21 protein-coding genes are annotated in these 23,783 nt (G+C 43.6%); 11 read left to right on the top strand and 10 right to left on the bottom strand.

Going from position 1 to position 23,783, the window contains the following annotated elements; all coding sequences use genetic code 11:
- Nucleotides 1-224 precede the first annotated feature (224 nt).
- A complete protein-coding gene (locus R8269_RS12310; RefSeq protein WP_005391675.1) occupies nucleotides 225-359 on the bottom strand; it encodes a hypothetical protein in 135 nt (44 codons plus the stop codon).
- A gap of 90 nt (nucleotides 360-449) precedes the next feature.
- Between R8269_RS12310 and deoC the strand changes: the two genes are divergently transcribed.
- The 4 genes from deoC to deoD all read left to right on the top strand — a co-directional run bounded on the left by deoC (nucleotide 450) and on the right by deoD (nucleotide 4,804).
- Complete coding sequence (gene deoC / locus R8269_RS12305) at nucleotides 450-1,226, top strand: deoxyribose-phosphate aldolase (protein ID WP_005380133.1); 777 nt, start codon at nucleotides 450-452, stop codon at nucleotides 1,224-1,226.
- Between the two features lie 97 nt (nucleotides 1,227-1,323).
- Nucleotides 1,324-2,652: a thymidine phosphorylase gene (gene deoA, locus R8269_RS12300; RefSeq protein ID WP_025768209.1), complete on the top strand. Its 1,329-nt coding sequence runs from the start codon at nucleotides 1,324-1,326 to the stop codon at nucleotides 2,650-2,652.
- Nucleotides 2,653-2,720: 68 nt separating this feature from the next.
- The gene (locus tag R8269_RS12295) at nucleotides 2,721-3,941 is read left to right on the top strand and encodes a phosphopentomutase (RefSeq protein ID WP_054700480.1); all 1,221 of its coding nucleotides are present in this window, start codon (nucleotides 2,721-2,723) and stop codon (nucleotides 3,939-3,941) included.
- Between the two features lie 143 nt (nucleotides 3,942-4,084).
- Nucleotides 4,085-4,804 carry a purine-nucleoside phosphorylase gene (deoD, locus tag R8269_RS12290; RefSeq protein WP_005380140.1) on the top strand — a complete coding sequence of 240 codons (720 nt, stop codon included), beginning with the start codon at nucleotides 4,085-4,087 and terminating at the stop codon, nucleotides 4,802-4,804.
- Between the two features lie 95 nt (nucleotides 4,805-4,899).
- On the opposite strand, the gene R8269_RS12285 is transcribed toward deoD, so the two are convergent.
- The gene (locus R8269_RS12285; protein ID WP_005391677.1) at nucleotides 4,900-5,505 is read right to left on the bottom strand and encodes a YtjB family periplasmic protein; all 606 of its coding nucleotides are present in this window, start codon (nucleotides 5,503-5,505) and stop codon (nucleotides 4,900-4,902) included.
- Nucleotides 5,506-5,596: 91 nt separating this feature from the next.
- Between R8269_RS12285 and serB the strand changes: the two genes are divergently transcribed.
- On the top strand, nucleotides 5,597-6,577 hold the full coding sequence (gene serB, locus R8269_RS12280) for a phosphoserine phosphatase (RefSeq protein ID WP_005380142.1): 981 nt from the start codon (nucleotides 5,597-5,599) through the stop codon (nucleotides 6,575-6,577).
- Between the two features lie 63 nt (nucleotides 6,578-6,640).
- Here the strand turns inward: serB and R8269_RS12275 are convergent, their stop codons facing one another.
- On the bottom strand, nucleotides 6,641-8,989 hold the full coding sequence (locus tag R8269_RS12275; RefSeq protein WP_005380143.1) for a PilZ domain-containing protein: 2,349 nt from the start codon (nucleotides 8,987-8,989) through the stop codon (nucleotides 6,641-6,643).
- A 136-nt stretch (nucleotides 8,990-9,125) separates the two neighbouring features.
- On the opposite strand from R8269_RS12275, the gene radA reads away from it, so the two are divergent.
- Together radA and fusA are read left to right on the top strand one after the other, a co-directional pair.
- Complete coding sequence (gene radA, locus R8269_RS12270; RefSeq protein ID WP_005386443.1) at nucleotides 9,126-10,505, top strand: DNA repair protein RadA; 1,380 nt, start codon at nucleotides 9,126-9,128, stop codon at nucleotides 10,503-10,505.
- A gap of 215 nt (nucleotides 10,506-10,720) precedes the next feature.
- Entirely contained in the window at nucleotides 10,721-12,811 is a 2,091-nt protein-coding gene (gene fusA, locus R8269_RS12265; protein WP_005386444.1) for an elongation factor G, read from the top strand.
- Nucleotides 12,812-12,929: 118 nt separating this feature from the next.
- On the opposite strand, the gene R8269_RS12260 is transcribed toward fusA, so the two are convergent.
- Entirely contained in the window at nucleotides 12,930-13,877 is a 948-nt protein-coding gene (locus R8269_RS12260; protein ID WP_017820432.1) for a LysR substrate-binding domain-containing protein, read from the bottom strand.
- A 97-nt stretch (nucleotides 13,878-13,974) separates the two neighbouring features.
- Between R8269_RS12260 and R8269_RS12255 the strand changes: the two genes are divergently transcribed.
- On the top strand, nucleotides 13,975-14,184 hold the full coding sequence (locus R8269_RS12255; protein ID WP_005380156.1) for a DUF1127 domain-containing protein: 210 nt from the start codon (nucleotides 13,975-13,977) through the stop codon (nucleotides 14,182-14,184).
- Nucleotides 14,185-14,252: 68 nt separating this feature from the next.
- Here the strand turns inward: R8269_RS12255 and R8269_RS12250 are convergent, their stop codons facing one another.
- On the bottom strand, nucleotides 14,253-15,944 hold the full coding sequence (locus R8269_RS12250) for an AMP-binding protein (protein WP_025768211.1): 1,692 nt from the start codon (nucleotides 15,942-15,944) through the stop codon (nucleotides 14,253-14,255).
- Between the two features lie 476 nt (nucleotides 15,945-16,420).
- Between R8269_RS12250 and R8269_RS12245 the strand changes: the two genes are divergently transcribed.
- A complete protein-coding gene (locus R8269_RS12245) occupies nucleotides 16,421-17,416 on the top strand; it encodes a transporter (RefSeq protein ID WP_005380160.1) in 996 nt (331 codons plus the stop codon).
- Between the two features lie 224 nt (nucleotides 17,417-17,640).
- Here the strand turns inward: R8269_RS12245 and R8269_RS12240 are convergent, their stop codons facing one another.
- The 4 genes from R8269_RS12240 to R8269_RS12225 are packed head-to-tail and all read right to left on the bottom strand — an operon-like array spanning nucleotide 17,641 to nucleotide 20,218.
- Complete coding sequence (locus tag R8269_RS12240; RefSeq protein WP_025768212.1) at nucleotides 17,641-18,207, bottom strand: hypothetical protein; 567 nt, start codon at nucleotides 18,205-18,207, stop codon at nucleotides 17,641-17,643.
- Nucleotides 18,208-18,261: 54 nt separating this feature from the next.
- Nucleotides 18,262-18,939, bottom strand: coding sequence for a C39 family peptidase (locus R8269_RS12235; protein WP_033905563.1), 678 nt, complete (start codon nucleotides 18,937-18,939; stop codon nucleotides 18,262-18,264).
- A 5-nt stretch (nucleotides 18,940-18,944) separates the two neighbouring features.
- Entirely contained in the window at nucleotides 18,945-19,268 is a 324-nt protein-coding gene (locus R8269_RS12230) for a hypothetical protein (RefSeq protein ID WP_005380167.1), read from the bottom strand.
- Between the two features lie 20 nt (nucleotides 19,269-19,288).
- Nucleotides 19,289-20,218 carry a hypothetical protein gene (locus R8269_RS12225; protein ID WP_005391691.1) on the bottom strand — a complete coding sequence of 310 codons (930 nt, stop codon included), beginning with the start codon at nucleotides 20,216-20,218 and terminating at the stop codon, nucleotides 19,289-19,291.
- A gap of 568 nt (nucleotides 20,219-20,786) precedes the next feature.
- On the opposite strand from R8269_RS12225, the gene R8269_RS12220 reads away from it, so the two are divergent.
- Nucleotides 20,787-21,431: a helix-turn-helix transcriptional regulator gene (locus R8269_RS12220; RefSeq protein WP_005380169.1), complete on the top strand. Its 645-nt coding sequence runs from the start codon at nucleotides 20,787-20,789 to the stop codon at nucleotides 21,429-21,431.
- A 123-nt stretch (nucleotides 21,432-21,554) separates the two neighbouring features.
- On the opposite strand, the gene chrA is transcribed toward R8269_RS12220, so the two are convergent.
- A complete protein-coding gene (chrA, locus tag R8269_RS12215) occupies nucleotides 21,555-22,694 on the bottom strand; it encodes a chromate efflux transporter (protein ID WP_005380170.1) in 1,140 nt (379 codons plus the stop codon).
- Nucleotides 22,695-22,806: 112 nt separating this feature from the next.
- Here chrA and R8269_RS12210 point away from each other — a divergent pair, with 112 nt between their 5' ends.
- Nucleotides 22,807-23,724, top strand: a complete 918-nt coding sequence (locus R8269_RS12210) for a LysR family transcriptional regulator (RefSeq protein WP_375224442.1) — start codon at nucleotides 22,807-22,809, stop codon at nucleotides 23,722-23,724.
- Nucleotides 23,725-23,783: the final 59 nt, after the last annotated feature.

The raw sequence follows: 23,783 nt of genomic DNA, 5'->3' as shown, positions 1-23,783 counted from the left end.
AATGGAATAGGGGCTAGGAAATTTTGAGATACAAACCGTTTGCGCTCTATTTGGTGCTACAGTTTTGCGGTGAAACTCTATAATGTATTAATCACAGGATAGTGGTTAAGCTTGATTCTTAATCACGTAATGAATATTACATAATCGATGGGCAAATGAATTGCCCTGCAATATCAGATCTAATAGGCGTTTTGCTTTGTGATGTGATATTAAAGACACCGCAATCATAGATTGTTGTGCCATAGGCCAAACTGGTACTGTGCGGTGACAAGGATAGCAATTGGCATATGATAAATTTTCGCTGTATATGCCGAGTCTTCAGGGAACCAAGTCCGTTCATTAATAGACTGTTTAGCCATTTACTCACATTGTCTCGACTTGTTGATTATAGTTAAAGACGTGATGTAAGGCTGAGTAGTGAATTTTTTGAATATTGATCGGAGATAGAAATGAGCGATTTAAAAGCAGCAGCGCTACGTGCACTTAAACTTATGGACCTAACTACGTTGAATGACGATGACACTGATGCAAAAGTGATCTCACTATGTCATGACGCGAAAACAGCAGTAGGCAACACAGCTGCAATTTGTATTTACCCTCGCTTTATTCCTATTGCTAAGAAGACACTTCGTGAGCAAGGTACGCCAGAGGTTCGTATTGCAACAGTAACGAACTTCCCACATGGTAACGACGACATTGAAATCGCAGTTGCTGAAACAAAAGCGGCGGTTGCTTACGGTGCAGACGAAGTTGACGTAGTTTTTCCTTACCGCGCGCTAATGGCGGGTGATGAGAAAGTAGGCTTCGAACTAGTTAAGCAATGTAAAGAAGCTTGTGGTGACATTCTTCTTAAAGTGATCATCGAAACAGGTGAACTAAAAGAAGAAGCACTAATCAAGAAAGCATCTCAAATCTGTATTGAAGCAGGTGCTGACTTCATTAAAACTTCAACTGGTAAAGTGCCAGTAAACGCAACACCAGAATACGCTCGCATGATGCTTGAAGTTATTCGCGACATGGGTGTTGCAGAAACTGTTGGTTTCAAACCAGCAGGTGGTGTGCGCACTGCTGAAGACGCAGCAGCATACCTAGCAATGGCTGACGAAATCCTAGGTGACAACTGGGTTGATGCTCGTCACTACCGTTTTGGTGCGTCTAGCCTGCTAACCAACCTACTAAATACATTAGAAGTATCGGACGACGTCGCTGATCCAACAGCGTACTAATTCCAATAATACGTCTGAACGGTAGCACCTAAACGGGTGCTACCAAACCTCTTCTATCCTACTACAACCATGGCTCAAAAGAGCTTGGGAGGCACTAATGTATTTACCACAAGAAATCATTCGTAAAAAACGTGACGGTGAAGTACTTACCGCAGACGAAATCAACTTCTTTATTCAAGGCGTAGCGAACAACACGGTATCTGAAGGTCAGATTGCGGCGTTTGCTATGACGATTTTCTTTAATGAAATGACCATGGATGAGCGCATCGCCTTAACGTGTGCAATGCGTGATTCGGGCATGGTTATCGACTGGAGCCACATGAACTTCGGTGGTCCAATTGTCGACAAACACTCAACCGGTGGTGTGGGTGACGTAACTTCTTTAATGCTTGGCCCAATGGTGGCAGCGTGTGGCGGTTTCGTACCTATGATCTCTGGCCGCGGTCTTGGTCATACAGGCGGTACGCTGGATAAACTTGAATCTATCCCTGGTTACAACATTACGCCGAGCAACGATGTTTTTGGTCAAGTAACCAAAGACGCTGGTGTGGCGATCATCGGTCAAACTGGTGACCTTGCTCCTGCGGATAAGCGTGTTTACGCGACTCGTGATATTACCGCAACGGTAGACAATATCTCCCTGATTACGGCGTCGATCCTTTCTAAGAAACTGGCGGCGGGTCTGGAATCGCTAGTGATGGACGTAAAAGTGGGTTCAGGTGCATTTATGCCAACTTACGAAGCGTCTGAAGAGCTAGCAAAATCAATCGTTGCGGTAGCAAACGGTGCTGGCACTAAAACTACGGCAATTCTTACGGACATGAACCAAGTATTGGCGTCTTCAGCGGGTAACGCAGTGGAAGTTCGTGAAGCGGTTCGTTTCTTAACGGGTGAATACCGTAATCCTCGTCTACTTGAAGTGACCATGGCTTCATGTGCTGAAATGTTAGTACTTGGCAAGCTTGCTGAGAACACAGAAGACGCACGCGCAAAACTGATGGAAGTGCTGGATAACGGCAAAGCGGCTGAGTGCTTCGGCAAGATGGTTGCCGGTTTAGGCGGCCCTGCGGACTTCGTAGAAAACTACGACAACTACTTAGAAAAAGCAGCAATCATTAAGCCAGTTTACGCAACAGAAACGGGCATTGTCTCTGCAATGGATACACGTGCTATCGGCATGGCTGTGGTTGCTATGGGTGGTGGTCGTCGTGTTGCTACTGATGAAATCGACTACGCAGTTGGTTTCGACGAGTTCATCCGCCTAGGTGAGGTCGCAGACAGTGATAAACCTCTTGCGGTCATCCACGCTCGCACTGAAGAGCAATGGGAAGAAGCGGCAAAAGCACTGCGCAGTGCAATCAAAGTAGGTGGTGAATACACACCAACTCCAGAGGTTTACCGCCAAATTCGTGCAGAAGATATCTAATAGAACAAGTAATTACACAAGGCCTACTCAACCATAATAAAAAGCCGAGTGGGCCTAAGGAACGAGCAATGAAAAGAGCATTTATTTTAGTACTAGACTCATTCGGTATCGGTGCAACTGCCGATGCTAAAGAATTTGGTGATGTAGGTTCAGACACACTAGGTCACATCGCTGACCAATGTGACAAAGGCTTAGCAGATAACGACAATCGCCAAGGTGCACTTCGCCTTCCAAATCTATCGAAACTTGGTTTGGCAATGGCGCATAAAGAATCGACAGGTCGCTTCGCACCTGGACTAGACGCAGACGCTGAAATCATTGGTGCATACGGTCATGCAGCAGAGCTTTCTTCAGGTAAAGACACGCCGTCTGGTCACTGGGAAATCGCAGGTGTTCCTGTTCTGTTTGACTGGGGTTACTTCACTGACAAAGCAAACAGCTTCCCGAAAGAATTGACTGACCGCATTCTTGAGCGTGCAGGTCTTGACGGTTTCCTAGGTAACTGTCACGCGTCTGGTACTCAAGTTCTTGACGATCTTGGTGAAGAGCACATGAAGACTGGCAAACCAATCTTCTACACGTCTGCTGACTCTGTATTCCAAATCGCATGTCACGAAGAGACTTTCGGTCTAGACCGTCTACTAGAGCTTTGCCAAATCGCACGTGAAGAGCTAGAAGATTACAACATTGGTCGTGTTATCGCGCGCCCATTCGTTGGTGCTGGTAAAGGTCAATTTGAGCGTACAGGTAACCGTCGTGATCTTTCTGTAGAGCCACCATCAGCAACGGTTCTTCAGAAGCTCGTTGATGAGAAGCAAGGCAACGTGGTTTCTATTGGTAAGATTGCTGATATCTACGCAAACTGCGGCATCACTAAGAAAGTGAAAGCGACAGGTATCCCTGCATTGTTCGAAGCAACGCTAGAGCAAATCAAAGAAGCGGGCGACAACACGATCGTATTCACTAACTTTGTAGACTTCGACTCAGCTTACGGTCACCGTCGTGACGTAGCGGGTTACGCAGCGGCACTTGAGTACTTCGATGATCGTATCAACGAAGTGCTAGAGATTATGGAAGAAGACGATGTGCTTATCCTAACGGCAGACCACGGCTGTGACCCAACATGGCCAGGTACTGACCATACTCGTGAGCACATCCCAGTATTGGTTTATGGTCAAAAAGTACCAGCTGGTTCTCTTGGCCGCCGCGAAACATTCGCAGATATCGGTCAAACATTGGCAAGTTACTTCGGTACTTCTCCAATGGATTACGGTAAGAACTTCCTATAATTAGTTAGGTTTTTGAAAACTAGGAGCTTGATAGCTCCTAGTTTTATGTTTGCAGTATGTAAATGCTGCTTGTCGGAAATGAGAATACTCTGGCTTATATCGCCTTAAGCGCGGAGCGCTAGAGAAAGGTTAAGGAAAAGAAAATGGCAACTCCACATATCAATGCTGAAATGGGTGCATTTGCAGACGTCGTACTGATGCCTGGTGATCCACTACGTGCAAAATACATCGCAGAGACTTTCCTTGAAGATGTCGTTCAAGTGTGTGACGTTCGTAATATGTTTGGTTACACAGGTACATACAAAGGCCGTAAGATCTCGGTAATGGGCCACGGTATGGGTATCCCATCATGCTCGATTTACGCGACTGAACTAATCAAAGACTTCGGCGTGAAGAAAATCATCCGTGTTGGCAGCTGTGGCGCAGTGAATGAAGACATCAAAGTGCGTGATGTTGTGATCGGCATGGGTGCATGTACTGACTCTAAAGTGAACCGTATCCGCTTTAAAGGTCATGACTTCGCGGCAATCGCAGACTACAACATGGTTCGTGCGGCAGAAGACGCTGCAAAAGCTCGCGGTATTGACGTTAAAGTTGGTAACCTATTCTCAGCAGAGCTTTTCTACACGCCAGATCCAGAAATGTTCGATGTAATGGACAAGTACGGCATTGTTGGTGTTGAAATGGAAGCGGCTGGTATTTACGGTGTTGCGGCAGAATACGGTGCAAAAGCTCTGACAATCTGTACGGTTTCTGATCATATCAAGACTGGCGAACAGACTACATCTGACGAGCGTCAAACGACATTCAACGACATGATGCTAATCGCACTAGATTCAGTATTGCTTGGTGACGAAGAGTAAGCGACGAAGAGTCATTCTATTTTTCGCTCTCAAGAGCTAAAAAAACAGCCCACACATTGCGGGCTGTTTTTATATGAGTTGTTAGCGCTACCTAGTTACTTGGTTAGCAGCAGGTTTGGCGCTTTTTTACGACGTATCGGTTGTCGACGTAAAATCAAGATGAACAACATACCACAGACAAAGCTCATTAAGACCATCATGTACATATAACGATCGCTCTTGCGATAGTGGTGGTCAGAAATAGCCGTCACCCGGCCCGTCTCAAAGGTCACGCGAACAAAACCGATAAGCGCACCATCTGCAAAAACTGGTTCAACCAACTGCTGGCGACCAATGGAAGCTGTTGCCAAAGGCGTATCCAGGCCAAGAACTTCGCGTACCGATAATGCCTCTTCACTAGACGCTAAACGTACACCCTGTGCATCGTAGATTGTTGCATCAAACACTAAACGGTCTTGTGCTAGCTGGTTTGTTAGCTGAAGTAATCGTTCTTGATCTTTAGTTAAAATCATCTCACTGGCAGAAAGAGACGCCTGTGAAATCAAAACTTTGGTGAGCGTTTCAAGCTGTTGTGCTTGAATTTTCTCATTACCCTTACTGATCACAACACTGTTTTTTATTGTGATAAACAACATCACACACAGTAGGATTAGTGCCAGAATTCTTAGGGCATTCCTTACTGAGAACAAAGATTCACTCATGCTCTTTACTCATCCATTTAAAATAAAACAAAGACTTGCCTTTTTAGTTTGTTGAGGTAACGTTTTAGCAAAGTCATAAGGGATTATATACATGGACGCGTCAAAAAGCTTGCCTATCAGAAAACATACGACACTTTTAAAACGATTACCCGAGACTCGATTTGCCTCCCAATTAGATAAAGCAAAAGCAAACTGGATCGTATTTGCTGAGTACCTTTCGCCAAGTCACTTCGAAGACATTGATTTCTTCACCGGCTTTTACAACCCAATACTAGAAACGTGGAAAGTTGGCCAATATGAAGTAGCCCTGATGGCCGGAGAGTTGACTCCTCAACATGAAACGATCTTACAAAGTCTCAACCTAGATTACGCCTCGCTTAATGAAGTGCCCGATCTATCAACCCAAGGGTTGATTGTATTTGATATGGATTCAACGGCGATCCAGATAGAGTGTATTGATGAAATCGCGAAACTGGCAGGAGTAGGGGATGAGGTCGCTGAAGTCACTGAACGTGCCATGCAAGGTGAGCTGGATTTTGAGCAAAGTTTACGTCAGCGAGTTGGTAAGCTCAAAGGTGCCGATGAATCAATTCTTGAACAAGTTCGTTCCCAGTTACCATTCATGCCGGACTTTGAAGCGCTAATTGCGACGTTGAAAGCCTTGGGCTGGAAAACAGCGATTGCCTCCGGTGGTTTTACTTACTTCTCTGATTACATCAAAGATAAAGTCGACTTAGACTTTGCTCGCTCCAATCAATTAGAAATTATTGACGGCAAACTCACGGGTAAAGTACTTGGCGATGTGGTAACGGCGCAGATGAAGTCTGACATTCTAGTGGAACTGGCGGATGAATATGAAATTGAGCAGCACAACACGGTTGCTGTCGGTGATGGCGCTAATGATCTTGTGATGATGTCGGTGGCAGGATTAGGGATTGCGTATCACGCAAAACCAAAAGTGGAAGCTCAAGCGCAATCAGCGATTCGCTTTGCAGGGTTGGGCGGTGTGCTCTGTATTTTATCTGGCGCATTGGTGAAGCAGCAAAAGGTCAGCTGGAAAGCTAAACCTTAACCATCCATTCAAAAACACCGCCAGAAAGGCGGTGTTTTTTTTCAATTTGGTATGACTTTGAATTTACTCGGTTAACTCCAATCTAATTACAACCTCTTCAGTAATGTCTTCAAATTCACTGTAACCAACGAGCGCTGTTAACTCTTTTTCTAACTTGCTCGCTTGATGTACGCCAAATTGGGTTAAGTCACTTAAATCTTGTTGCAGTAATGATGTCATCGGATCGAAAATTGGCGCAGTAGAAAGGCGAATCACGTAAAAGTCACCCATCATTCGCGCTTTCTTTATAAATTGAATCCGCTCTTTTACGCTGTTGAACTCTTGATGAAGCTTTGACTCAATGCCTGTAATTTTATTGCCTACTTTTGCGGCGCTTATGTAGATATCCTGATGTCTGGCTTGAGCACCTTCTACACGTTTTATTGGCTCTGCGATTAATGTGCTTGTCCGGCCTTTAAAGATAGGTTCAAGTGACAACAGTTGGTCATGCCCAAGACGGGCAAAAAGCTCAATGTGTTTAGGTAGCGGCAAGTTCACCCCGATAACGGGGGTTTTGATTGAAGATGACGTACTCTTACTGATAAAAATGGGCGTGCTCAGCGTACGCGAGAGCAACATGCAGTGCAGCCTTTCAAGTAGAGCATTACTTGGTAGCGTCTCTTTTTGCGGGATTAGCTTGTCTTGATTGTGCTCGATAATGCTGTTGAAAAAAGCGATTACCTTCATGGTTTGGCTGCTTTCATCAATAACTAGCTGCACGCTACAACCGTCTGGGCTTACACGAATTACTCGGTATGGCACCGACATTAACGGCAATTTTTTATCGTAGAGTTGTAATTCTCGAAAGTTGATTCTTACCTCTTGCCCAGAACGTAACATCGTAGGCTCACTTAGCCTAATTCCGAGTCCTCGTTTGGAAAGGTCAACAGTACAGCCGCCTGTTTTAGTTTGTCCTGAGTACAACTCTAAAGGTGTTTTAAAACGATAACGAGGCTCTTTTCGACGAGACTTTGCATCAAAATAAATGCCCTTTGGATTGCCGATAACTCTTCTCGGATGACGAAACGCGTTTAACGTATTAGCGGGTAAGCGCGGCTTTTCAGTTAGCAGGTAATCCTGCCCTGATTTTTCGTCAGCAATTTCTTGCAAAATACCAATATGAGTCAGTGATTGAGACGTTTCTGCTAACTCTGGAGAGAAAGCTGCTAGGTCTTCCTGTTCTTGCTCAGATAGTTCAAAGATTGAAATTCTAAAGGCGCGCCAACTCTCTCGTTTGCCACCTAAATGCCAAAATAGCTGGCGCTGTTCGCGAGTTGCTTCAGGGCGAAACATCGAATAGAAATAGGTTCGATTCTCGTGCTCGTGAGTAAATGAATAAAGGACATTGGTTGTTCCTTTCACACCAGGCTTAATGAGTGACGCGATGCGTTGCTCGTTGAATAAGGAACCAAACATTTGCTGGTTTCTCTCATCGTGCCAGTATTGCCAAAGCTTTTGATTGTTTGGCGTTAACATTGCTAATTTTAGGTCACTACCATCAAAGAATAGAGGCAAGCTGCTGGTGTGCTTTAGTGCGATGTGCTCATAACCGCGAGTTCGAGCTCGAATAATCTTGTCTTGATTGTCGTGACGAGCCCTTTTAGCAGCACTGTTGAGCGCTTCATCTATCACTCTGGTGACGACATTGGTGTCAGTTAAGCGTATGGTTCTGAGGTATCGAACTGAGTCATTTTCGTAACAGTCATCAACCGCGAGTATGCGGTATGCAAGCGGTTTCTCTATACCTGCAACGTTAGATTTGCTGGCAAATTCAGTAAACGTGACCTGAATAATTTCCCCAAGGTTATATTTAAATGCGCTAGGGACTTTGAACTTTGCGCCAGAGCTAGATAAATCAATGCTTAATCCATGAAGAAGCTGTCCTTTAGAACGGCAAATTTCAACTTGAGATTGGACTTTCAAGCGTTTTTCTTGGCGCTTTAAATCGTAGCCTAGGTGAACGGGTTCTGCTAAGAACGGGCTTTTAGGATCCGTTAACGATTGCGTTTTTTGCTGAGTAAGGCGCTTGCTCATTACGCGAAAGTTATTTCGCGTGTTGACCAATGCTTCCCACATTCCTTCCGTGTAGCAGCCAAACTTTTTGATGTTTTTATGGTAAGCGTTGAAAGCAACATCATCCAACCAATGTGGAATGCCATCCAAAATATACTCGCGACATTCGCCTTGAACGCGACCTCGCAAATCAATGCTTTTTTTGCATGGAGCCATTAAGCGGTTAAGTTCCATTTTAACCAAAATTTTGGCCGAAGGCGGCTCTTCCTCGGTCAGTTGGCCAAGGACAAAGTCAAAGTCATTCGTACCGTAAACGGGAATGAGTCGTTCTGCGAGCGAGAGAATTTCAGATTGCTGCATTATTTCTGTTAGAGTATGTCGTTACTTTAAATTGTATCGGCTAAGCGAAGTAATACTTAAGTATATCAATAGTTCATTTCAGTTCAGGTCTGACTTGGCTGTGCTTAGTCACATTTGTAGAAAAAATTGAGGCATCATGGCGAAAGCAAAACGAGCGTATGTTTGTAATGATTGTGGCGCGGACTTTCCCCGTTGGCAGGGGCAGTGTAACGCATGTGGTGCATGGAATACGATAACAGAAGTACGTATCGCTGCATCGCCAACCGTTGCTCGCAATGAACGCTTAAGCGGCTACGCTGGTTCCGCAACAGAAGCAACGGTTCAAACGCTATCCGAAATTGATCTGCAAGAAGTACCTCGCTTCACCAGTGGGTTTAAAGAGCTTGACCGCGTCTTGGGTGGTGGTGTTGTGCCAGGTGCCGCAATTTTGATTGGTGGTAACCCTGGTGCAGGTAAATCAACCCTTCTGTTGCAAACCATGTGTAGTTTATCTGCGCAAATGCCAACGCTTTACGTAACCGGTGAAGAGTCGTTACAGCAGGTGGCAATGCGTGCTTCCCGATTGGGCTTGCCGAAAGATCATTTAAAAATGCTATCGGAAACGAACGTCGACAAAATTTGCCAAATCGCCGAAAAAGAGCAGCCTCGTATAATGGTAATAGACTCGATTCAGGTGATGCACGTTTCTGATGTTCAATCGTCGCCTGGCAGTGTTGCTCAGGTACGTGAATCTGCGACGGCTCTGACACGATACGCAAAACAGAATAATGTTGCGGTATTTATTGTTGGTCACGTAACAAAAGATGGTACCCTTGCGGGCCCCAAAGTTCTTGAACACATTATCGACTGTTCGGTACTACTCGATGGTGGAACGGATAGCCGATTCCGCACTTTGCGTAGTCATAAAAACCGTTTTGGCGCTGTGAATGAGCTTGGTGTCTTTGCAATGACAGGCCAAGGATTGAAAGAAGTGAGTAACCCATCAGCGATCTTCCTTTCTCGTGGTGAAGAAGAAACATCAGGCTCTTCCGTCATGGTGGTTTGGGAAGGCACGCGCCCTCTGCTAGTAGAGATTCAAGCGCTGGTGGATTACTCGCAGTTAGCCAACCCTCGTCGTGTTGCGGTCGGCTTGGAGCAGAACCGCCTATCACTTTTGCTCGCGGTGTTGCATAAGCATGGTGGCTTACAAATGGCAGACCAAGATGTCTTTGTTAATGTGGTTGGCGGTGTTAAGGTGACGGAGACGAGCGCTGATCTTGCTTTAGTTATGGCGCTTTTATCGAGTTTTCGTGACCGTCCACTCCCTAAAGATGTGGTGATTTTTGGTGAGGTAGGGCTTGCGGGCGAAATCCGTCCAGTGCCAAGTGGGCAAGAGCGTTTGAATGAAGCGTTCAAACATGGTTTCAAGAAAGCCATCGTGCCAGCAGCCAACATGCCGAAAGGTGGCATCCCTGGCATGCAAATTCACGGCGTTAAGAAATTGTCGGAAGCTATAGAGGCTTTTGACGAGCTGTAATGCTCATAAGAATGGTATTTGTGCAATCACAAACTGTTCTATCCGTCCTCAATAAAATGCGAATAAAGTACATAAATTGCTGTGTTTGACTATGCTTTGGGGACGGAAATTTCACGTTAAAATTTTTTTTCTTCCATCCGCACGCAAGGGTATCAGTATTGACAGAATGTGATATACTCTGCGCGCACTTTATACCTTATTAACAGAGTAAGACAATGACTGATTTATCAAAATACAGAAACATTGGTATTTTTGCTCACGTAGACGCGGGTAAAACTACCTCTACAGAGCGTATCCTAAAGCTAACTGGTAAGATCCATAAGATCGGTGACACTCACGACGGTTCAACTACTACTGACTTCATGGAGCAGGAAGCTGAGCGTGGTATCACAATCCAGTCTGCAGCAACAACTTGTTTCTGGAACGATCACCGTCTAAACATCATCGATACTCCTGGACACGTTGACTTCACTATCGAAGTTTACCGTTCTCTAAAAGTACTTGACGGTGGTATCGGTGTATTCTGTGGTTCTGGTGGTGTTGAGCCTCAGTCAGAAACTAACTGGCGTTACGCTGACGAATCACACGTATCACGTCTGATCTTCGTTAACAAACTAGACCGTATGGGCGCAGATTTCTACAAAGTTGTAGATCAAGTACAGAACGTACTAGGTGCTACACCTCTAGTTATGACTCTACCTATCGGTATCGAAGAAGATTTCGTAGGTGTTGTAGACGTACTAAGCCAACAAGCTTACGTATGGGATGAGTCTGGCCAACCAGAGAACTACGAAGTTCAAGATATTCCAGCAGACATGGTAGAGAAAGCTGCTGAATACCGTGAAATGCTAATCGAAACTGCTCTAGAGCAAGACGAAGATCTAATGATGGCTTACCTAGAAGAAGGCGAAGAGCCATCTCTAGAAGACATCAAACGTTGTATCCGTAAAGGTACTCGTGATCTAGCATTCTTCCCAACTTACTGTGGTTCAGCGTACAAGAACAAAGGTATCCAACTTATTCTTGACGCGGTAATTGATTACCTACCATCTCCAACAGAAGTTGATCCACAGCCTCTAACTGATTCAGAGACTGGTGAGCCAACTGGTGAAGTTGCGACTGTATCTGCAGACGAGCCACTACGTGCTCTTGCATTTAAGATTATGGATGACCGCTTCGGTGCTCTAACCTTTATCCGCATCTACTCTGGTAAGATGAAGAAAGGTGACACAATCCTTAACTCTGCAACTGGTAAAACAGAGCGTATCGGCCGTATGGTTGAGATGCACGCGGACGAGCGTAACGAAATCGATTCAGCACAAGCTGGTGACATCATCGCTGTAGTTGGTATGAAGAACGTTCAAACTGGTCACACTCTATGTGATCCTAAGCACGAATGTACTCTTGAGCCAATGATCTTCCCAGATCCAGTAATCTCTATCGCAGTTAAGCCTAAAGATAAAGGCGGTTCTGAGAAGATGGGTATCGCGATCGGTAAAATGGTTGCAGAAGATCCATCATTCCAAGTTGAGACTGATGAAGATTCAGGCGAAACTATCCTGAAAGGTATGGGTGAACTTCACCTAGACATCAAGGTAGATATCCTTAAGCGTACTTACGGCGTTGAGCTAGAAGTTGGTGCTCCACAGGTTGCTTACCGTGAAACTATCACTCAAGCAATCGAAGATAGCTACACGCACAAGAAACAGTCTGGTGGTTCTGGTCAGTTCGGTAAGATCGATTACCGCATCAAACCAGGTGAGCCAAACTCTGGCTTCACGTTCAAATCAACAGTTGTTGGTGGTAACGTACCTAAAGAATTCTGGCCTGCAGTTGAGAAAGGCTTTGCGTCAATGATGGAGCACGGTGTTCTAGCTGGCTTCCCTACTCTAGACGTTGAAGTTGAACTATTCGACGGTGGTTTCCACGCAGTTGACTCTTCAGCTATCGCTTACGAAATCGCAGCGAAAGGTGCATTCCGTCAGTCTATGCCTAAAGCTGGCGCGCAACTTCTTGAGCCAATCATGAAAGTTGACGTGTTCACTCCAGAAGATCACGTTGGTGACGTAATCGGTGACCTTAACCGTCGTCGTGGTATGATCAAAGACCAACAAGCAGCGTCTACTGGCGTACGTATCAAGGGTGATGTACCTCTATCAGAAATGTTTGGTTACATCGGTACTCTACGTACTATGACTTCTGGTCGTGGTCAGTTCTCTATGGAGTTCTCACACTACGCACCATGTCCAACAAACGTTGCAGAGCAAGTAATTGCTGACGTTAAAGAGCGTAACGCTAAGAAGTAATTCTTAAGTTAACTCTATAACTTGAAAGCCCCGCTTAGTGCGGGGCTTTTTGTATTTAGCAGTCTTATACGCAGAGCGTGTTTGTTTTATTCCTATTTAGCGTTTGTTTTGATGATTGTTATGATGCCGTTCTAGTGCTGTTGCCTTTTAGGTCAATGGTCTTAAAGTCTGGTACCACTGACTTTTCAAATATTTCTATTTCTTCCTTCAACCATTGCGCAAACAATTGAGCTTTAGGTCTTTTTAAGTAGCCTTTTGGCGCACACAAGTAATACGCAAAGTTGGGCTTGATAGCGATATCTCCAATTCGGACCAATTTGCCAGAACGAAAATATTGATGAGCTAAACTGTGTTTTACTAATGCCACGCCTTGAAGTGATAGTGCAGCCTCAAGCACGAGATGTGATCCACTGTATTTTAAGGTAGGCTTTGCTGCGCAGTGACCCAAGGTTGCTAACCACATATTCCAATCAAGATCAGGCCAAACATCTTCAATCAGCTCAGCTTTGCTTAAATCCTCGATGTTATAGATCCCGTGCTCTTTCTGGTACACCGGATGACAAGCTGGATAAAAAGCTTCGTCCATTAGCCATTGTGATTCTAAATTGGGGTACTTTCCTAAACCGTAACGAACACATAAATCTATCTGGCTATCTTGAAAAGACACCAAATCATTGGTTGGTTCTAATAGCAAGGCGATATCAGGGTGACGCTGACGAAAAGCCGTAATTTTCGGGACTAACCAATGATGAGCGAAAGAGGGGAGTGTTGAGATCGAAAGGTGGTTCGGGTTTGGATCTTGATTGACTAATCTTACCCCTTGCTGCAAATGAGCAAACCCTCTTTCTGCCTGACTAAACAGTAGCTCTCCCTCAGGTGTGAGCACGATTTTTCTGTGCTGACGAACAAATAGGTCCGTGCCTAAGAACTCTTCTAAATGACGAATTTGCTGACTAATGGCCGCTGGCGTAACAAACAGTTCTTTTGCTGCCGTTTTAAAGCTTCCTTCCTTTGCTGCAACGAAAAAGTAATACAAGCCCTGTAAGGGAGGCATTCGATCTTTCACATTAGTTTTCCTTAACTCTATGGCAGATTCTATCGTTTGAGGATATCAGCGTAGTCGCTGATTATTAAGTGGTCAACATTGTATAGGGATCTTTGAAATGGAAAACATGACACACACTTGTGAGCGTACTATACCTACTGCCCATCAGAGCGGGTTACAGTTAATTTATTCTAAACTGGCGGCTTGGAGAAGGAACTATAAGACACGTCGTCACTTGAGAGAGTTACCAAAGCACCTTTGGGACGATATTGGGTTAGGTGAAAGGGAGATTAGTTGTGAAGTGAGTAAGCCATTCTGGAGAGAGTAGTTTATGAGTTTGATTCAAGCTCAAAGTTAAGTTGCACTCCCCAATGGTGTTGAGGAGTGCAAGCAAAATTACAAGTCTTCTTCCCACACGACCAATTCATCTTTTGGCCAATTGTGGCCTATCTCATGATACTTTTGTTCGAGCACATGACGTTTAATTTTAAGCGTTGGCGTCAGTACGCCATTTTCTATACTCCAAGGTTCTTTAATCATTAACACACCTTTGATTTGCTCATGAGAGGCGAGTTCTTGATTCATCCTGGCAATAACTTTACGTGTGGTACGTGCGTATCGCTCTCGATCAAAGTTAGGGAAGTCATGTGGCACAACCAAAAGAATCGGAGCGGGTAGCCCTAAACCGATGAGACACATCATCTCTACGCGACTGTACTCGAAAAGCTTTTTCTCGATAGGAACCGGAGAGACAAATTTACCTTTGGCGGTTTTGAAGTTATCTTTTTTACGGCCTTGAATCGTTAGATAACCATCTGAGTCGATAGCGCCGATATCGCCTGTGTGTAGCCAGCCCTCTGAATCAAAAGACTCTTGGGTGGCAATGTCATTTTTGTAGTAGCCAGAAAATAGCCCTTTGCCACGCACCATGATTTCATCATCAGCTGCGATTTTTAACTCAATGCCTGGTCCTGCATTACCGACACTACCGATTTTGTCAGCTCTAAATGGGTAGTTGAGCGTGCTGTAGGCAAATGATTCCGTCATCCCCCAAGCCTCTGTGATATCAAGGCCCACTGAGTGGTACCATTCCAACAGCGCTGGCGAGACAGGTGCAGAGCCACAGCCTAATACTCGAGCCTGATCTAAACCTAGACCATCTGCTAGCTTTTTCTTGATCAAAGAATTGACGAATGGGATTTTCAACAGAATATTGAGCTTCTTCTGTGGAAGTTTGTCTTGAATACGTTGCTGGAATAGCGTCCATAATCGTGGGACGGAGATAAACAGAGTTGGTCGGTGCATCTTCACATCTTCGATAAAAGTGTCCAGTGACTCTGGAAATGCTGTTGGCACGCCACCCATAATCGATGAACCGAAGATATAAACACGCTCTGTAATATGAGCGAGCGGTAAATAAGAGAACAATCGGTCGTTTTCTTGGATACCAATATGATTGATCAGTTGCTGAACAGACCAACTGAATGCGCCGTAAGTTAGCATCGCGCCTTTCGGTAACCCTGATGTGCCTGAGGTATACACCAACGACATTAGCTTGTCATCGTAATGCTGCGGACGCTCTTTACTTGGCACTGCATCAGCAATGAGCGCTTGGTATTCGTGCTTACACTTTGGTGCCGTGTCATAAGGTAGAGCGATGCTAATGAGTTCAGGCATAGCATCAATGACTTGCTGAGTTGCTTTGGGATCATCGAGTTTTCCGCCAATGATCGCTTTACTTTCACTATGAGTCACACAGTATTCGATGGTGTCTGCACCGGCGGTAGGAAAGATTGGCACACTGACATAGTCACCAAGCATCATAGCAAGATCGCAAATAAACCATTCTGCACAGTTTTTAGATACTAATGCGACTTTGTCGCCAGGCTTTACACCAAGTGAGCGTAGTGCGCTGACAAGTTTTAAGGCTTGATCTGCAACATCAGAGAATGTGTACTCAACAAATTGTCGGTTAATAATTTGTTTTAGGTAGACCTCATTTGGACGCTCTTGAGCCCATTTGAGGATCATTTCATTTGGTGGTGGGAGAGCGCAACCAGCAGCGCTATTTAGATTCGGCTGATTCATTTTAAGTGACTCCATGTCTTCTCATTGTATTTATAATTGTTAACGCATTGTTAACTTTAGCATGTTAAATCGCGACACGGGAATGCATTTTGATGAAATATGTGGGGAAGATAGCGTTAGTTATGGTTGAAGTCGGAGCGACTCGATCTAAAAAAGCAATGTGATTGATGCTACGCAAAAGAGAACAGGCTTTCAGCTGTTATGTCATATCGACTTCATACTAAGAGCACAGGTAAGCAATTTATTTTATTAATAATATTGCGAAAACATAGAATCTATCCTAATTATTTATTAACTAGTGGCTTAGTGTTGAAGATAAGTATAAATGTCTCCTAATTTCTTCAAAGCGCCAAACTTAAAGGTATGTCGTGGTTTTGAAGTAGCTATACTAATCTTACTTTGGAAAGTTAGGAGCTTCACCTCAAGCTATTGCCTGAGATTACTTGGGTACGATCATCAGCAAAAGGAAAGATGTGATGTTACGGAAGACTTTACTGGGTACCTATCTTTGTAGTTTATTCATTGCGGGGAATGCATATGGTGCTGAAGGAGATGATATTCCTCAGCGCGCCCAAACGGTTGGTGATGTTATTGAGCGCCCAGGCGTTCTCACACCTAAAGGTAAATGGTCATTTGATTCGTCTTTAAGCTATACACAAAACTCTTCAAACAAAGTATCTGTTGTTGGGTATACAGTCTTACCAACTCTGATTGTTGGGCGAATTGAAGTGAGTGATTCGGATAGGACTACAGTAACCGTTGGATTAACTGCTCGGTACGGTTTAACAAACGCCACAGAGTTAGAAGTTAGAGTGCCGTATGTGTATCGTAATGACCAAGTTTCTACGCGCCCCATACAAGATGGTTCAAACAGTGAAGTAGTAAACACAACGGTGGATGGCGGAGGGCTTGGTGATGTAGAGTTCGCATTGAGGCACCAGTTTAACTTTGAGTCTGCGCCATACTGGGTAGGTGGCCTTAGAGTAAAGTCGGATACAGGACGATCGCCTTATGATGTTTCTATTGAAGATGGAAGCAACTCATTTAGTGATGTCCCTACAGGTTCGGGTTTTTGGAGTTTTGAGCCTAATTTATCTCTTATTCACCCTGTTGATCCTGCGGTCTTGTTCGCTAGTCTAAGTTATATTTATAACTTAGAGGATACTGTTACAGTTGGCGACACAAAAGCTGATGTTGAACTTGGAGACACTATTTCTCTTTCAGGAGGAATGGGGTTTGCGGTGAATCCTGATCTTTCATTCTCTTTAGGACTTAGCCATAAAACTATTTTAAAAAGCAAAGTAAATGGCAGATCGGCAGATGATGCTAAGTTGCTTCAATTAGATGCATTAACTTTTGGTATAAACTATGCCTTTAGTGAACGCTCATCTATCAATGTTAGTGCTCAAGCTGGTCTTACAGAAGATACTCCCGACTTTCAATTAACAGTACGAGTACCTTTTAATTTGTAAAATGGATATTAGGCCCTTGAGTCTTGGGCCTAATTTATCGTTAGCGCCTAGTGTTCGCATTATAAATTGATTGGATTATATTGGATAAAGTAGGTATATATTCTTAAAATGATGGTGGCCGATTGATATATCGAACTTTCTTTTGGTATGTAATCATAGATATCAGTCGTTTCTAATATCAAAGAAGCTTAACGTGACAATTTTTCAGATAAAAATGGAAATGCTCATTGAAGGTGGTTCAATAAGGCGTCTTCTAATTGTTGGTTTGCTTTGATTTCCCGTATTACCCCATTTACTTGAGCATCAATGTCTACGAGCGTGCTAAGTCCAATAATACTGTTATCTTTCGTGTTTTGAATAATATTGATAATACTTGAATTTATAAAGTCTGAACTTATTATATTAGGATTTTGAGACGAAGGCATTTTGGGTGAATCTATAGAATCATCTCCAATAATATTGCCTTCACCAAATTGTATGATGTTAACAATACCCTGGTTGAAAACATCTCCACTTTGATTTTCACTATTTGCGCTAATGTTTTTTAAATTACCATTTTCAATTACTAAGTTGGCAATATTTGTGTTCAAAATATCATCGCCATTTATAGTCGTAGTAATGCTTAATCCAATATTAATAATATACTCGTCCGTAATTTGGAAACCACCTCGATATTCTTCTAAAGATAAATTTGAAAGAGGAGTAAGTTCTTGCAGGCCAACATCTTTAGCATTCACATTAAAATGAGGTATTAGCATACAAAGCACTAACAAAAATTTATTGTAGTTCATAATGTAGGCCTTTCAGGTTGTTAAGTTCTTAAAGTTATTTAAAACAATGTTATATTAATTTTCACCGGAAACTGGGAGAGTAATGCTAAATACCCCTAAGGAATCTCTAGACACTCCTGTTTTTAATGGTGATCTTTGATATACGGTGAAATTATCATTGGTTATAAAGCTAGACCGTCCCATTTCCGCTTCGTTACGGACCAGTAACACAATTCCTTGGTAATATTTTTCAAACTCATCCAGTTTCATTATCATGGTTCCTCTAGAAGGGTCTCCTAGAATAACTGAGTGATTGTTTATACCTCTGATGACAACAAAATGCATATACCCATCGAAATTAACGAGAGTAATCCCAGGGACGCCGACTTCTTTAATTTTCTCCAATCCTACTTGAAAGCCGTCAGAACGTAACCCTATGGAATCCAAGTAAAACTTCATATCCAACAAAGAAAAACCTTTCTCTTTGATTTTTTCTTTATCACCTTTTTCAAACATGCTTTTGAAGATATCTTGTTCAGATGACTCTGTTGCATAATGAAAAGTGAGAAGAGAAGCCAGGGCGGCAGAGCCACAGCTGAAGTCATACTGTTGGCGAAAAACATCACCGAACACTATTTCTTTGTAGCTTTTAACAGGAACAGAGTAATGTGCTCGGTAAGGTAGCAGTTCTAATGAAATGGCTGATGCTGAATAAACGAGCATCAGCCAAATTACGTTATTTAATACTTTCATATTGTTTACTTGAGTGTCAGGTTAACGACGGTAGAGTTCTGGATTAAAACGTTGTTTCCGCTGTTCTGAATTACGTTGGATATACCCGAACTGTCTGCGAACGCTCCACTTGATAGTATATTGTTACCACTCACGGTGTTTGACGCGACATTATCTGACGAAATACCATTGATATCTGATTCTGCATAAACCAAGTCGAGTTCAACATTTTGTCCACCTCTTGATTCATTCATGATATCCAAGCTAACTTCTCCGCCAGATAATGCAATGTCATCAGCGAGTGCAGTGCAGGCAACTATCATACTCAAAGTACAGATTGCCAAACGCATCGCTTTCTCCTACTAGTCGGTTACTCACCCCCAGTAAACACACTTGCATTAGTTGTAACAGATTGTTGTACAAGTGAATTTGAACCAGCATTCTGACCAACGGTAGTAATACCAGCCGCACCACCAAGACCACCAAGGGTGTTCATGTTTTCAACTCGAACTCGAGTATCATCCGCGTTAGTTGCATAAATAACTGATGCACCTGTAACACCACCCATTAGGCTTGAGCTCGCAACAACCATATCTGTATCCATATGGACTTGATTGAAGCTATCAACATTTGTTGAGCTCGAGTCACTTTGATAGTTACTATTGTCGTTAAAGCTGTTCGAGTTTGTTGTGCTTGAATCAGCGTAGCTACGGTTATCACTCTGGTTACGGTTGTCGCTTTGATTACGATTATCGCTGTTATCGTTAAAGCTACTGTTGATACTAGAGTCACTGTTGTCGTTGTTGCTACGTCTTACAGTAGTACTAGAGTCGCTGTTGTCGTTGTGGCTTCTATTTGTGTTAGTACTTGAATCACTACTATCACTATTTAGGCTCACATCAAGATCAGCACTGGTACTGTTGTCGTTAGCGTTAGACGTACTATTGTCGTTGTGGCTTTGAGCTGTGTTAGTGCTCGAGTTTGAGTTGTCGCTGTTGTTATTAAAGCTGTCATCAACACCAAGAGTTGCACTGTTGTCAGTGTCGCTGTTGTCGTTGAAGCTATGACCAATACCTAGTGACGCACTATTATCGCTGTTGTCGTTGAAGCTATCACCAACACCGAGAGATGCGCTATTGTCACTGTTATCATTGAAGCTGCCAGATAAACCGATATCGGTATTAGCGCTGTCAGTCCATTGCATGTTGTCGTCTCCATCATCGATCTCATTCGCGATTAGAGAGCCACTAAATAAAATTGCTGACATTGCTAAAGCAAGCCCTGTTTTGTTTAGAGTCATAACGATTACTCCATTTCCTGTTATTCCTGATTAAAAATGACTGCACTTAACTTCTTGCTGCTTCCTTCAAATGTTGTGGGAAGCGATGAAATTATAAGAAAGGATCAGTGAAAGCTGTTCTCATTATTGAGAATGATTCAGGCTGGAAGGGAGTATTTAGGTACGTCTATTTAAAGTATTAAAGAAAAAAATAACATAATCATAATGTTATTTTTTGTATTTACTTTAAGTACTCATCAAGTATGAAATGAAGCCAATATAAAGAAGTAATTTGTTCTATTGCACTGAGCGGAGCAGTCATCCATTTTTTATAAATGGCATTTTATCCAATTATTATCTTTATTATTTAATATTATAAATCATATCCTTATGCTAACACAGGTTGAAAAGTATGGATAAAAACACAACAGGTTCATACTTTTTAAGTCTTTTTCGGTGCTGAAAAGCAATGCGATATCATTCTGAAGTGCTATATTTTCTACTTAAAATGAAGATAAATTCTCTTTGCTGCCTCCAATTAATTTTCTAACGGGGGTTGGTGAAACAGGTAAGTTAATGTGGTGGGACTATGGAAAAGAAGCACTTGATACTGCTAGCTGAGAGTAATTTACAAAGTAACTTAATAAAAAAACAGCTGTCTTCCATTCATGATGTCGATGTAAAGATAATGCAACCAGATGAAGTGGTGTTCAGAAGTCACTCACTCAGTATCGATTTGATGTTTATTGATTACGATTTTATGCGTCAGCTTGAAGTACAAGGAAAGTTACCAGATTTTGATCTATTTGGGTGGTCCTTTATGCTTCACAACGTCCCTTGTGAAAAAGTACAAACGGACTTACTGCATTGGAAGTTGTTAAAAGGAATTTTGCTCCGAAGTGCATCAGTGACACATATATGTGATGGCGCGGAATACGTACTGAAAGGTGGGTTGTGGCTACCAAGAATGTACCTAGAGAAGTTAGTCCTCAATTATCGGCATGCAAATTTGTCCGAAGAACAGCAGCATGATGAGTTAACATGCAGAGAAAAACAGATTCTAGAGCTACTTGTGTACGGCATTTCAAATCAACAAATTGCTTCAAGACTTTTTTTATCTGAAAGTACAGTGAAAAGCCATATATACAAGTTGTACAAAAAACTCGATGTCCATTCTCGTCATGATGCAGTTAAGTTGGTAAGAATGAACAATGGCTTAACCGAGAGAAGTTAAGTCATAATTTGTGATGCTCTTTTTATCGGGGTCTGTTCCGTTTTCACTATCTAATCTAAGCAAGGGCACTCGTATTTGAGTGCCCGTGGTTTATCTAGATTCAATAGTTGGCGTATCAGCAGGCTACATCATGCCCGTGACAAGGCCTGCTGCCACAAAAAACACGATCATCCATAGTACCGAAAGGTTGAGCTTTTTGTGTAGATAGAAACCCGCAATCACTAACGCCATGTCGATGGGAGCAACAACTGCGCTGCTAAATACTGGCTGGTAAAGTGCCGCGAGTAGTAACCCTACTACCGAGGCATTTACACCGTTGATGGCGCCGGAGACCAGCGGTTTGCCTGCCAGTGCTTGCCAGTTCTTAAGAACGCCAAGTAGTAAAAGAAACCCAGGGAGGAATACGCCAAGCGTTGCGATCAGAGCGCCTAAAATTGGCGTATCCGAAAGCTCATAACCGATAAAAGTAGCAAAGGTGAACATTGGCCCCGGTACAGCTTGTGCAGCGGCGTAGCCTGTTAAAAATGCATCTTGGCTGAGCTGGTCGCCAACAATGTTTTGCAGAAGCGGCAGAACCACATGACCGCCACCAAACACTAAGCTACCAGCTTGGAAAAAATCACTAAACAGCCCAAGCAAAGGTAACGTATGAGCCACTAACGGTAAGCCGAGTAAAAGCATCGCAAATAGAGCTAATGGCGCGATAGACGGTTTAAACGACTCGGCTGATGGCGCGGAGTCTTTCTTCAGATATCGCATTCCGACAAAACCTGCTGCGATCAACACGAACATTTGCGTCATGATGCTTGGTGCCACCAGCAACGCAATCGCAGTCGCGACGCACAAACCCGCGGTCAGTTTACTTTGGCAGAAGTTTTTGTACATGCCCCAAGTCGCATCCGCCACGACGACGACTGCGAGCAGTTTTAGGCCGTGAACGATGTTTTGGAACACTGCGGTGTCGGTGATTTGGCTGCTCACCATCGCCAGCGCCAACATGATGACCACTGAAGGAAGCGTGAATCCGACAAATGCTGCGCATGCGCCACCTAAACCGCCACGTTTATAGCCTAAAGCAAAGCCAACTTGGCTTGAGCCCGGTCCCGGCAAAAACTGACTGAGCGCGACAATTTGCGCGTACTCGCTGTCATCAAGCCATTTCAGTTTCTCAACAAAGGTTTGGCGAAAATAACCAATATGAGCCGCCGGGCCGCCGAAGCTGAACCAACCCAGCCAGAAAAAAGTTTTGAATATGGTGAACATGTCGAGCCTGTTTATCTAAAAAGCATTGTTGCTAATTTATCGAATGCTCTAAAATGACTCAAATTGATGATTTTAATTTCATCTATGAATGAAATGGGATGAGGATGTTGGAGTGAAAGAGGACGTTCAGTGGCGCAACATTGACTTGAACTTATTGGTGACGTTTTCCTACTTGTATCGCTATCGAAGCGTTAGCGTCGCGGCAGAGAAAAGTTACGTTAGCCAGTCGGCGATGAGTCATAGTTTGTCTCGTTTAAGGTTGTTGTTTGACGACCCGCTTTTTGAGCGAAAAGGGCACAAGATGGAGCCCACCGAGCACGCTCACCACATCGCGCCAACTGTGCATCACTTGTTGGATTCTATCGCCAAAGACTTGCTCACTAAGTCTGCCTTCCAACCTGAAAATTACGCGGGTGTATGTCGCATCGGGTTAACGGATTATGCCGAGTTTATCTTTGCTCCTCGGCTTTATGACGAAATACGCCAGCGCGCCCCAGAGGCGCAGATCAGTTTTATTAACGTCAATCGTAGCAACTACGTGGCATTAACTGAGCACGAAAAGCTCGATGTCATTATTGGCAGCATGCCGGTGTTGGATGACAACTTTGAGAGCTTGTACTTGTACACCGAAAAACACGTGTGCATGTGTGATAAACAGGTGTTGAAAGGGGAAACACAGCTGTCTCTGGAAGCGTTCGCGAACATCGAGCAAGCTCTGGTAAGTCCCGATGGGAGCTTAAAGACACAAGTAGACCAAAAGCTCGCAGAACATGGCTTGAGCCGCAAAGTCACCGTGGCGTCGCGCAACTTTCTCACTATTCGGCATCTATTGAAAAAGCGCGATCTCATTGCCATCGTGCCAGAAAAAATGGCGTTGGCGGAGGGCTTTTCGGACGATCTCATTACTGTTAAGCCGCCGATCGCCGTTGCGGATTTTGATATTGCCATGCTGTGGCATTCCAGCCGAAACAATGAAGACAAAGGCATTTGGCTACGCGAGTTGGTTTCTTCGACCATCACCTCTAAATGATAAACATTTGGGGCACTCATGGTGCTTAGAGTGATTTGTTGTTGAACTTCTTACTACCC

The organism is Vibrio sp. Vb0667, assembly GCF_033391095.1.
The sequence above is the reverse complement of the archived record's forward strand: the minus strand, read 5'-3'. Positions and strand labels throughout refer to the sequence as shown.